14 protein-coding genes are annotated in these 11137 nt (G+C 64.6%); 11 read left to right on the top strand and 3 right to left on the bottom strand.

Annotated elements, in window-relative coordinates; all coding sequences use genetic code 11:
- Nucleotides 1–28: 28 nt before the first annotated feature.
- Both bioD and bioF read right to left on the bottom strand, forming a co-directional pair.
- On the bottom strand, nt 29–712 hold the full coding sequence (gene bioD / locus VN004_RS20255) for a dethiobiotin synthase (protein ID WP_325613980.1): 684 nt from the start codon (nt 710–712) through the stop codon (nt 29–31).
- Between the two features lie 23 nt (nt 713–735).
- Nucleotides 736–1887 carry an 8-amino-7-oxononanoate synthase gene (gene bioF / locus VN004_RS20250; protein WP_325613979.1) on the bottom strand — a complete coding sequence of 384 codons (1152 nt, stop codon included), beginning with the start codon at nt 1885–1887 and terminating at the stop codon, nt 736–738.
- Between the two features lie 129 nt (nt 1888–2016).
- Here bioF and crcB point away from each other — a divergent pair, with 129 nt between their 5' ends.
- The 6 genes from crcB (at nt 2017) to VN004_RS20220 (ending at nt 6661) form a co-directional block, all read left to right on the top strand.
- Nucleotides 2017–2391, top strand: coding sequence for a fluoride efflux transporter CrcB (gene crcB / locus VN004_RS20245; RefSeq protein ID WP_325613978.1), 375 nt, complete (start codon nt 2017–2019; stop codon nt 2389–2391).
- Nucleotides 2392–2587: 196 nt separating this feature from the next.
- Complete coding sequence (locus tag VN004_RS20240; protein ID WP_325613977.1) at nt 2588–3310, top strand: isochorismatase family cysteine hydrolase; 723 nt, start codon at nt 2588–2590, stop codon at nt 3308–3310.
- Nucleotides 3307–4905: a regulator gene (locus VN004_RS20235; RefSeq protein WP_325613976.1), complete on the top strand. Its 1599-nt coding sequence runs from the start codon at nt 3307–3309 to the stop codon at nt 4903–4905. Before VN004_RS20240 ends, VN004_RS20235 begins: the two co-directional genes overlap by 4 nt.
- A gap of 66 nt (nt 4906–4971) precedes the next feature.
- Nucleotides 4972–5607 carry a bifunctional 4-hydroxy-2-oxoglutarate aldolase/2-dehydro-3-deoxy-phosphogluconate aldolase gene (eda, locus tag VN004_RS20230; RefSeq protein ID WP_325613975.1) on the top strand — a complete coding sequence of 212 codons (636 nt, stop codon included), beginning with the start codon at nt 4972–4974 and terminating at the stop codon, nt 5605–5607.
- Complete coding sequence (locus tag VN004_RS20225) at nt 5607–6167, top strand: permease (protein ID WP_325613974.1); 561 nt, start codon at nt 5607–5609, stop codon at nt 6165–6167. Before eda ends, VN004_RS20225 begins: the two co-directional genes overlap by 1 nt.
- Entirely contained in the window at nt 6164–6661 is a 498-nt protein-coding gene (locus VN004_RS20220) for a hypothetical protein (RefSeq protein ID WP_325613973.1), read from the top strand. The genes VN004_RS20225 and VN004_RS20220 overlap by 4 nt, the downstream gene beginning before the upstream one ends.
- A 15-nt stretch (nt 6662–6676) precedes the next feature.
- Here VN004_RS20220 and VN004_RS20215 read toward each other — a convergent pair whose 3' ends face one another.
- Nucleotides 6677–7603, bottom strand: coding sequence for a sugar kinase (locus VN004_RS20215; RefSeq protein WP_325613972.1), 927 nt, complete (start codon nt 7601–7603; stop codon nt 6677–6679).
- Between the two features lie 35 nt (nt 7604–7638).
- On the opposite strand from VN004_RS20215, the gene VN004_RS20210 reads away from it, so the two are divergent.
- The 5 genes from VN004_RS20210 to VN004_RS20190 all read left to right on the top strand — a co-directional run.
- A complete protein-coding gene (locus tag VN004_RS20210; protein ID WP_325613971.1) occupies nt 7639–7932 on the top strand; it encodes a hypothetical protein in 294 nt (97 codons plus the stop codon).
- Nucleotides 7929–8678: a zinc ABC transporter ATP-binding protein AztA gene (gene aztA, locus VN004_RS20205; protein ID WP_325613970.1), complete on the top strand. Its 750-nt coding sequence runs from the start codon at nt 7929–7931 to the stop codon at nt 8676–8678. Before VN004_RS20210 ends, aztA begins: the two co-directional genes overlap by 4 nt.
- Before the next feature lie 165 nt (nt 8679–8843).
- Entirely contained in the window at nt 8844–9713 is an 870-nt protein-coding gene (locus tag VN004_RS20200) for a metal ABC transporter permease (protein ID WP_325613969.1), read from the top strand.
- Nucleotides 9714–9728: 15 nt separating this feature from the next.
- On the top strand, nt 9729–10646 hold the full coding sequence (locus VN004_RS20195; RefSeq protein ID WP_325613968.1) for a metal ABC transporter substrate-binding protein: 918 nt from the start codon (nt 9729–9731) through the stop codon (nt 10644–10646).
- A 51-nt stretch (nt 10647–10697) separates the two neighbouring features.
- The coding region (locus VN004_RS20190; protein WP_325613967.1) for a GTP-binding protein at nt 10698–11137 on the top strand (440 nt) is incomplete at its 3' end.

Here is an 11137-nt window from a genome sequence, read left to right as displayed (position 1 = left end):
TGCTGCACCGCGTCCGGGACACGAGGCCTCACACCAGTCCGCAAGCTTTCGCGATCTGCGCAAAAGCCGGATGATCGGCCCCGGGTTCGAGCCGCGGCAGCGCGATCACCTCGACGGCGGGGAGAAAGCGGCCGATCGTCGCCACGGTTTCGAACAGCGGCACATGGCTGCCTTCGCTTTCGCTCACGACAATGGCGCGCAGGTCGCATTCTTCCTGATCCAGCACTTCCGCCGCGGTCAGCGTATGGCTGATGCTGCCGAGATAGGTGCCCGCGACCAGCACGACCGGGAGATCGAGTTCGATGATCCAGTCGAGAATCGTGTTCTCCTGATCGATCGGGACCATCACCCCGCCGACGCCTTCAATGAGCAGCGAGCCTTCCGCTTCCTTGATCGAGGTCTCGCAGAAGGAGATGAGCTGATCGAAATCGATCTCCCGGCCTTCATGGCGCGCCGCCATGTCGGGCGACAGCGCGGCCTTGAAACGCCACGGCGAAATATCCTCGATCTCCTCGTCGGTGAGCGGCAGACCGAGCGCGCGCAGCAGCACCCCGGAATCGCTGACGCCGGCATGCGCCGGGTCGAAACCGCTGACCACCGGCTTGATCGCGTCGATGGTTTCACCCTTGCCGCGCAGATGACGGATCAGGCCCGCGGCGACGAAGGTCTTGCCGACATCGGTGCCGCTCGCGGTAATGAAGACATTGGCCATCGGCAGGGCTCCCGGTTTGACGCTCAGGTGAGGATGCGGTGGCGAACGATGTGGGCCAGCCGTTCGATGGACTCGTCCGGCTGTGCCGCATTGAACGTTACGCGGAGCCGTGCGGTTCCCTCGGGGACGGTCGGCGGACGAATGGCGACGACCAGAAAGCCTTCGTCTTCCAGCAGTGCCGAAGCGCGCAGGGCCGCATCGGCGTCGCCGATCGTGATCGGCACGATGGCGCTCTCGGCCGCCGGCAGGTTGGCGGCGCGCGTGAAGGCCCGTGCCTTCTGCAGCGGCAGGGCGGTGTAATCCGGTTCGCTCTCGATGATGTCGAGCGCGGCAATCGCGGCGCCGATGGCGGCGGGCGGCAGCCCGGTCGAGTAGATCAGCGGACGCGCGCGATTTTGCATCAGCGCGATCACGTCGCGCGAGGCGCAGAGATAGCCGCCATAGCTGCCGATCGCCTTGGACAGCGTCCCCATCTGCAGCGGGATTGCCGCGGGCGGATCGGTGACGAAGGCTGAGCCGCGGCCTTGTCCGAGAACGCCGACGCCATGCGCGTCGTCGCTCATCAGCCAGGCGTCGAAGCGTTGCGCGAGGGCCGAGAGGTCCGAAAGGGGCGCAACGTCGCCGTCCATCGAGAACACGCCTTCGGTTACGATCAAGGCGTGCTGGAAGCGCGCGCGCTCGCGCTCAAGCAGGGCGCGCAGATCCGCGACATCGTTGTGACGGAACGGCATGATCGTCGCGCCGCTCAGCCGCGCGCCGCTATGCATCGAGGCGTGCGCGAGTTCGTCGATCAGAATTGCGTCGCCCGGTCCGACGAGGGCCGGGATGATCGCGCTGTTGGCGAGATAGCCGGACCCGAACACGCAGGCGGCTTCCGTCCCCTTGAGCTTTGCCAGCCGCGATTCCAGCGCGGCGTAAAGTGGATGGCTGCCGGTGACGAGACGCGAAGCGCCGGCGCCGGCGCCATAGGTCTCCGCAGCGGCGGCGGCCGCACGTTTCACTTTCGGGTGCTGGCTCAGATTGAGATAATCGTTGCTGCAGAACGACACGAGGGTGCGGCCGTTGCGGATCACGTGAACGCCGTCACCGGCGGCGGTCTCCACAATACTGCGCCTCAGATTCGCGCGCTCGCGGGCGGCCAGCTTGTCGCGGGCGAACAGGTCGAGGGATTGCATGACGGCCGGACCATGCCGTGGTTGGAGGAAGGCGTAAAGTCGCCGATAACCGGGGCGGGGGCCGACAAACCCAGAGCATCGCAGAAGGTCTGGCCGACGACCCCCGAGAATCGCAGAAGGTCTCGCCGAATGAGCTATCTCTTGGTTTTTCTGGGCGGCGGTTTTGGGGCGATGTTGCGGCACGGGGTCAATCTCGGCGCCGCGCGGTGGTTCGGGATCAACTTTCCGTGGGGGACGCTGTTCGTCAACGTGACCGGCTCGCTGGTCATGGGGCTGATCGCCGGCTTCTTCGCGCTGAAATCCGGTCAGTCGCAGGAATGGCGCTTGTTTCTGACCACCGGCATCCTCGGCGGCTACACCACCTTCTCGGCCTTTTCGCTCGATACCGCGCTGCTTTACGAGCGCGGGGAGATCGGCATCGCCGCACTCTACGTGCTGGGCTCGGTGGCTTTATCCGTCGCCGGATTGTTCATCGGGCTCTGGATCGTCCGCTCGCTCGCCTGATGAAAGGCGGGGCAGAGTTGATGCTGTTTTTGGCAGCGCACACGAGGCCCCCGCGCCTGCGCGAAATTGCACCCCGACCGTTTCCGAGATGATTCAATCGCTTAGCTCCGCGCGGGCAGTCCAAATCTTTTGCATACAATAGCGCGGACTTGGCCCCGAACTTGCGTAGCTCCCTGTGCCGGGATCGGGGGTTGCTGTGCCAGTCAAGATCGAGGCAGAGCCGTATCCGCTGCAGATCGAAATCGCGCGGTCTGCGCTCATCATCATCGACATGCAGCGCGACTTCCTGGAGCCGGGCGGGTTCGGCGAAGCGCTGGGCAATGACGTTTCGCTGCTCAAAGCTGCGGTCGGACCGATTCGCAATGTGCTGCAGGCCGCACGCGAACAGGGCGTATTGGTCATCCATACCCGCGAAGGTCACCGGCCCGATCTGTCCGACGCGCCGCCGCTGAAGGTCGAGCGCGGCGATCCTGCGACGCGGATTGGTGCGCCGGGGCCGATGGGCCGCATCCTGGTGCGGGGCGAGCCCGGCCACGACATCATCCCCGAGCTTTATCCGATCGCCGGCGAGCCCGTCATCGACAAGCCGGGCAAGGGCGCCTTCTACCAGACCGATCTCGAACTGATGCTGAAGAACCGCGGCATCGAAACGCTGCTGGTCTGCGGCGTCACCACCGAAGTCTGCGTCAACACCACCATCCGCGAAGCCAACGATCGCGGCTTCCGCTGCATCGCGCTGTCCGATTGCTGCGCGTCCTATTTCCCGGATTTCCATGCGGCCGGCCTTGCGATGATCAAGGCGCAGGGCGGGATCTTCGGTTGGGTCTCCAATTCCGAGCACGCGATAGCCGCGATCGCGGCGCACGGCGCCCGCAGACCCAAAATGCCGTTTGGGATCATCGAAGGGGGAGTGCGATGACCGACGTTGCAAAGATGGATCTGGCGAAATCCCGTCCCGTTTTGTGGACGCCCGGTGACTGGAACGCTTTCTTCGGCTTCGGCACCAACATCCTGGTCAACATGCTGGTGCTGACCGGGCTCCTGCGCTTTGTGCTGAAAATGCCGGATTCGATCGTGTTCGGCCGCATCCTGCCCGCGATGGGCCTGATGATGTTCCTGTCCACGATGTATTACGCGTGGCTGGCCTACAAACTCGCCCTCAAGACCGGCCGCTCCGATGTCTGCGCACTGCCGTCGGGCATCAGCGTACCGCACATGTTCGTGGTCACTTTCGTGATCATGCTGCCGATCTCGCTGCGCACCAACGATCCGATCAAGGGCTGGGAAGCGGGCCTCGTCTGGGTATTCTTCCAGAGCTTCATCCTGATGATCGGCGGCTTCGTCGCGCCCTATATCCGCAAGATCACGCCGCGCGCCGCCCTCCTTGGCACGCTGGCCGGCGTGTCGATCACCTTCATTTCGATGCGGCCGGCGCTCGAGATGTTTCTGACGCCGCAGATCGGGCTGCTCTGCTTTGCGATCATTCTGGTCGCCTGGTTCGGCGGCGTGAAATATCCCAAGGGCATTCCGGCGGGGCTGATCGCAATCGCGGTCGGCATGCTTATCGCGTGGGGTTCGACGCTGTTCGGCTTCAGCATCGGTGGCCTGAGCGTGGACAAGGTGACGGGCGCGTTCGCCAATTTCGGCTTCTCGGTGCCGATCCCGGCGGTCGGTCACGTGTTCTCCGGCTTCGAATTCCTCGGCATCATTCTCGTCACCGCGATCCCCTTCGGCATCTACGATCTCGTCGAAGCCATGGACAACGTGGAGAGCGCCGAAGCCGCCGGCGATCACTACCCGACGACGCAGGTGCTGACGGCCGATGGCGTGGTCAGCCTGATCGGCTGCCTGATGGGCAATCCCTTCATCAACGCGGTCTATATCGGCCATCCCGGCTGGAAGGCGATGGGCGGCCGGATCGGCTATTCGGCTGCGACCGGATTGATGGTGATCGTGCTCTCCTGGTTCGGCATCGTCGCCCTGATGCTGGCGCTGATTCCGCTGGTCGCGATTTCGCCGATCCTTCTCTACATCGGCATGCTGATCGGCGCGCAGGCCTTCCAGACGACGCCGACGCACCACGCCCCGGCCATCGCCCTGGCCTTGACGCCCCATCTCGCGGCCTGGGCCAAGACCCTGATCGACGGCGCGCTCGGAGCGGCGGGGACCACCGCCGCGGCTGTCGGCTTCGACAAGATGGCGATGCAGGGCGTGATCTATCACGGGCTCGAAGTGATGGGCGGTGGCGCCATCCTGTCCGGGCTGATCCTTGGCGCGATCGGGGTCTTCATCGTCGATCGTGAATTCGTCAAGGCGTCCGCCTTTGCGCTTGCCGGCGCGGTGCTGACCTTCTTCGGCTTCATGCATGGCGAGGCGGTCGGCCTTGCGGTGACGCCGACGGTGGCGCTGGCTTACGCCATGGTGGCGGTTTTCCTGTATGGCCTCAGCCGTCAGACCCTTGGATCGATGGTGCCGGCCTCCGCCCCGAAACCGGCCGCGACGCCTGCCGAGTAGCCAGCGCGGCCCGGCCATTCCGGGCTGCGACTTGCGCGAATTGCGGTTCGCGGGCATGTCTTGCAAATGCCCGACGCAGCCGAAACCGCAGACCTGTTCAGCCGGGCGCCGGTGATCCCGGTGCTCACCATCGAGGACCACGAGTCCGCCGTGCCGCTTGCGCGTGCCTTGTGCGATGGGGGACTGCCGGTTCTCGAAGTCACCTTGCGCACCCGCGCCGCGCTCGCGGCAATTGCCGCCATCGCCGTCGAAGTCCCCGAATGCATCGTCGGCGCCGGCACCGTGGTGCGGCATGTCGATGCCGCCTTCGCCATCGATGCCGGAGCCAAATTCCTGGTCAGTCCAGGAACGGATTCCGTGCTGGCCGAGACCTTCACCGAGATCGAGATTCCTGTGCTGCCCGGTTGCGCCACGGTCTCCGAGGCCATGGTGTTGTCGGATCTCGGATTCGATATCCTCAAGTTCTTCCCGGCGGAGGCCTCCGGCGGCGCCGCCTGGCTGAATGCGGTCGCAGCGCCGTTGCCGCATATCCGCTTTTGCCCAACCGGCGGCATCGATCAGGCCAATGCCGGCGACTATCTTGCGCTGCCGAATGTGATCGCGGTCGGCGGCTCGTGGGTGGTTCCGAGGGACGCTCTCGCCGCCAGGGATTTCGCTCGCATCAGGAAGCTTGCGCAAGAGGCAGCGAGCCTTCGCGGCTGATGGATCCCGCAGCGCCGAGCCCCAGGCGCCGCCGTCGCGGCCCTATCGATTGGCCGACCGCCATTCTGATCGTTCTCGTGGTGACCGCCGCGCTTTATGTCCTGTGGCGCGACGGGTCCGCGCGATTCCTCGAGGTGATCGGCGAAGATAGCAGCTTGTTCCTGTGGATGATGCCGAATGTGCTCGCCGGCTGCCTGATCGCGTCGCTGGTGACCGTTCTGTTGCCCCGCGACACTGTGGTCCGATGGGTCGGAAAGGAGGCCGGCTTCAAGGGCATTCTGATTTCAGCGGGGGTGGGAATCATCGTGCCCGGAGGGCCCTACACGATCTATCCGATCGCGGCCGCCTTTCTTGGCATGGGTGCTGACGCTGCGGCCGTTATCACACTGATCACGAGCTGGACCACGATTGGCCTGAGCCGCTCGCTGGTGTGGGAATTGCCTTTCCTCGGCTTTGATTTCGTGCTGTGGCGCTGGGTTGGCGCGCTCCCGCTGGGGGTGCTGGCCGGGCTGATCGTTCGGGCGATCGAGCGGCATTGGCGCATGAAAGCCAAGCCGTGATCGAAATCATCGTCATGGCCGCGCTGTGGCTCATCGTCATAGCGCTTTCGCTCGGTGTCGCGCGGCGCAGCTTTCCGCTGCTGCATGAAAGCGCAAAGAGCGGCGCCACCGAATTCATCTATCTTGTCCCGCGCATGGCGATCGGCATGCTGGGCTCGGGCTTCATCGCCGCTGCGTTGCCGAACGACACGGTTGCTTACTGGCTCGGTTCGTCGTCGGGCATATCCGGCATCGGTTTGGCCATGGTTGCGGGCGCGATGACGCCGGGCGGCCCGGTTGTCGGATTTGCGATTGCGGCCGCCGCGTTGAAGGGCGGGGCGGGGGCGCCGCAGATCATCGCCTACACCACGGCATGGGCGCTTTACGCGTTTCCGCGGCTGCTGACCTACGAACTTCCGATGATGCCGGCGCGTGTCGTCTGGCTGCGGGTGCTGGCGAGCATCCCGCTGCCCTTCATCGCGGCGTGGCTGGCGATGCTGATCGGGAAACCCTGAGGTCTCCCGTATCGATCAATGCACTGCGGTCTCGGCGCGAGGCATGATCGCGCCGCGGTGGCGGATCACTTCGGACGCCAGTCTGTGTCCGGCGACGGCGGCATCGCCCGGATTTTCGTTGGCGAGGCGAGCGGCCATGTAGGCGGCATTGAAGCTGTCGCCGGCCGCGGTGGTATCGACCGGCACCACCACATCGGGCACCGGCACGAATTCCTTGTGACCGCCGGCGGCGACCAGGGCCGAATTCGGACCGTTCTTGATCGCGATTTCGCCGATGCCGAAGGCCTGCAGCCGCTCGATGGTGGCGTCAGGCGAAGGATCGCCCCAGAGCAGGGCTTCGTCGTCGTAGGTCGGCAGCGCGATGTCGACGCGCTTCAGCGCTTCCATGAAGACGGTTCGGGTGCGTTGCAGGTCGCCGCGCCAGGCGCGCGGACGATAATTGCCGTCGAACACCACTTTGGCGCCGCCCTTGCGGGCGAGTTCGAGGAGAGCGAGGAACCGTCCCAATCCCTGATTGGAATAGATCGACAGTGTGATGCCGGAGAAATACACGATGCGCGCGTCGATGATGCTCTCGGCGATGCGCCCCCAGTCCGGCAATTCGAACAATTCCCGTGCGGGGGCGGTGTCGCGCCAGTAATGGAAACTGCGCTCGCCCTTGGCGTCGGTCTCGACCAGATAAAGACCGGGCAGCCGGCCCGGTACGCGCAGGATCAGGTCGGTGGCAATGCCCTCGGCTGCCGCCAGCGCCACGATGCGATCGGAATAGACGTCGTCGCCGAGCGCGGTGGCATAGGCGACCGGCAACCCGCGGCGGGCGAGATAAACTGCGGTGTTGAAGGTATCTCCGCCCGAAGCCTGGCTGAAACGGCCATCCTGGCCGCGCGCCATTTCGATCATCACTTCGCCGATCGAGACGATGCGCTTGGTCTTGTCGTTCATGAAGCAACCACATGTGCCTGGGATGGGACTTCACCATGGCTCCCAACGACCCGCTTGGCAATCAAACGGGCCGGGAACCTCGCATGAAACCCGGCCTTTCGGCGCGCGGTGAGGCCCTTGGCATCCCCGAATGTTATACTATAACAAGGACGATCGCCCGGCTGGAAGCCATGACCGAACATCACCACCATCACCATCCGCACGGCCAGGCGCACCCTCCGGCCGCCATCGGTGCCTCGATCCTGCGGCTTTCGGTTGCTGAGCGCCTGGTAATGGCGGCTTTGCTGACGGCGCTCGTCTGGGCGGCCGTGATCTGGGTCATGCGATGACCGCGCCTGTCGCCCACCCGCAATTGCAGTTCCGCAACCTGACGCTCGGCTATGACCGGCACCCTGCGGTGCATCACCTCAGCGGCGAAGTCCCGCGCGGCGCATTGCTCGCGGTGGTTGGGCCGAACGGCGCGGGAAAATCGACCTTGTTCAAGGGGATCGTGGGAGCGCTGAAGCCGCTGTCCGGAACCGTCGATCTCCATGGCATAACGCCGCGCGACATTGCCTATCTGCCGCAGGCCGCCGAAATCGACCGCAGTTTTCCGATCAGCGTCTATGATCTCGTTGCGATGGGCCTGTGGCGCCGCACCGGCATCTTCGGCGGCTTGTCGAAGGACGATCATGCGAAGATCCGTGAAGCCATCGCCGCCGTTGGTCTGACCGGGTTCGAGCGCCGCGTCATCGGCACTTTGTCCGGCGGACAGATGCAGCGCATGCTGTTTGCGCGCCTGTTGTTGCAGGACGCCAAGGTCGTGGTGCTCGACGAGCCGTTCAATGCCATCGACGCCAAGACATGCGCCGACCTCGTTGCGCTGGTGCAGCACTGGCACCGGGAAGGGCGGACGATTCTCGCCGCGCTGCACGATCTCGACCTCGTGCGCACGACCTTTCCGCAAACGCTGCTGCTGGCGCGAGAGAAGGTGGACTGGGGCGACACTGCGACCGTGCTGACGCCCGCCAATCTGCAAAGAGCGCGGCATATGTGCGAAGCCTTCGACGAAGAGGCGGCAGCATGCGCGGCGTGAATGTCTTACCTCTCCCCGCTTGCGGGGAGAGGTCGCGAGCGCAGCGGGCGGGTGAGGGGGAGTCTCTGCGTATTCGGATTGCGGTTGCTCCCCATCACCCGATTTGCCTCGCTTTGCTCGCAAATCGACCTCTCCCCGCAAGCGGGGAGAGGTAAGAGAACGCCCATGCTCTACGACACCCTGATCGCGCCGTTCGCGGAATTCGACTTCATGCGCCGCGCGCTGGTCGGCGTGATGGCGCTGGCCCTTGGCGCCGGGCCGATCGGCGTATTCCTGATGCTGCGGCGGATGTCGCTGGTCGGCGATGCCATGGCGCATGCAGTGCTGCCGGGCGCGGCGATCGGCTTTCTGATCTCGGGCCTCAATATCTTCGCGATGACGGCGGGCGGCCTGATCGCAGGCTTCGTCGTGGCGTTGCTGGCCGGGCTCGTGGCGCGCTCGACCGAACTGAAGGAGGACGCCTCGCTTGCGGTCTTCTTCCTGATCTCGCTCGCCGTCGGCGTCACCATCATTTCGGTGCGCGGCACCAATATCGACCTTTTGCACTTCCTGTTCGGCAGCGTGCTCGCGCTCGATAACCAGACCCTCATCCTGATCGCGATCAACGCCACCGCGACACTGTTCGGGCTCGCGATCATCTACCGGCCGCTGGTGCTGGAATGCGTCGATCCGCTCTATCTGCGCTCGGTCAGCAAGGCCGGCGGCCCGGCGCATCTGATCTTCCTTGCGCTGCTGGTCATCAACCTCGTCTCAGGCTTCCACGCGCTCGGCACGCTGCTCGCCGTCGGCATCATGATGGTGCCCGCCGCGATCGGGCGCTTCTGGGCCCGCGACGTCACGCCGATGATCGTCGTTGCGGTGCTGGCTGGAATGCTGTCCGGCTATGCTGGCCTTCTGCTGTCGTTCCATACCGCCGCGCCCGCCGGTCCTGCAGTCATCCTGATCGCCGGCATCCTCTACGCAATCTCACTCCTGTTCGGGAGCGTCGGAGGTCTCGTCCGCCAGCTCTTTCCAGGACGCCATCTTGAAGCCTGACCCTGTGAGCGGCCGATGCTGACGCGACAAATTCTCTTCGGACTCTTCGCGGCGCTGCTCCTCGCCGCGCTGCCATCGACGGCAAAGGCACAAGACAAGCTGCCGGTGGTCGCAACCTTCTCGATCCTCGGCGATCTCGTGTCGAATGTCGGCGGTGATCGCGTCGCGGTGAAATCGCTGGTCGGTGCCAACGGCGATGCGCATGTCTATTCCCCGTCCCCGGCCGATGCGCGGACACTTGCGGATGCGAAGCTGATTGTGACCAACGGGCTCGGTTTCGAAGGCTGGCTGACGCGGCTCGTCAAGTCATCGAACAGCAAGGCTCGCAATGTCGTTGCGAGCAAGGGGGTGAAGCCCCGCAAGCTCGCCGGCAAGCACGCGCATGATCACGGCCACGGGCCTTCTGACGGCGATCCGCATGCCTGGCAGTCAGTCGCCAATGCGAAGACCTATGTCGCCAATATCCGCGACGGCCTCATCGCCGCCGATCCCGCGGGGAAAGCCGTCTACGAGGCCAACGCGGCGGCTTATCTGGACAAGCTCGAGGCGCTCGACCGCGAGATCAGGGAGACGATCGCGAAAATCCCACCCGAGCGGCGCAGGATCATCACGACGCATGACGCCTTCGGATATTTCAGCGACGCCTATGGCGTGGAATTCGTCGCGCCCCAGGGCGTTTCCACCGAATCCGAAGCCTCGGCGCGCGACGTGGCGCGGATCATCACCCAGATCAAGAAGCAGAAAATTCCGGCTGTGTTTTTGGAAAATATCAGCAACCCGCGGCTCCTGAAGCAGATCGCCGACGAGACCGGCGCCAAGGTCGGCGGAACACTCTATTCCGACGCCCTGACCGACGAAAAAGGTCCCGCACCCACTTACATCGACCTGATCCGGCACAATATAAGGACGCTCAGCGCGGCGCTGCAGTCCTGACCGCCGCGCTCCGCCCGGCCCCGGGCGGCCCGACAATCGGCTGGAGCGTTCATGTCCGACAAGACCCCTGTTACCGTGCTCACCGGCTATCTCGGCGCCGGCAAGACCACCTTGCTCAACCGCATCCTGTCCGAACCGCACGGCAAGAAATACGCTGTGATCGTCAACGAGTTTGGTGAGATCGGCATCGACAACGACCTGATCGTGAATGCCGACGAAGAAGTGTTCGAGATGAATAACGGGTGCATCTGCTGCACCGTCCGCGGCGATCTCATCCGCATCATCGACGGCCTCATGCGCCGAAAGGGCAAGTTCGACGCCATCATCGTCGAGACCACGGGGCTCGCGGATCCCGCGCCGGTCGCGCAGACCTTCTTCGTCGACGAGGAGGTCGGCAAGAAGACGCGGCTCGATGCCGTGGTGACGGTCGCCGACGCCAAGTGGCTGAAGGACCGGCTGAAGGATGCCCCAGAAGCCAAGAACCAGATCGC

It is taken from the genome of Pseudorhodoplanes sp. (assembly GCF_035565855.1).
Lineage (GTDB): Bacteria > Pseudomonadota > Alphaproteobacteria > Rhizobiales > Xanthobacteraceae > Pseudorhodoplanes.
The sequence above is the reverse complement of the archived record's forward strand: the minus strand, read 5'-3'. Positions and strand labels throughout refer to the sequence as shown.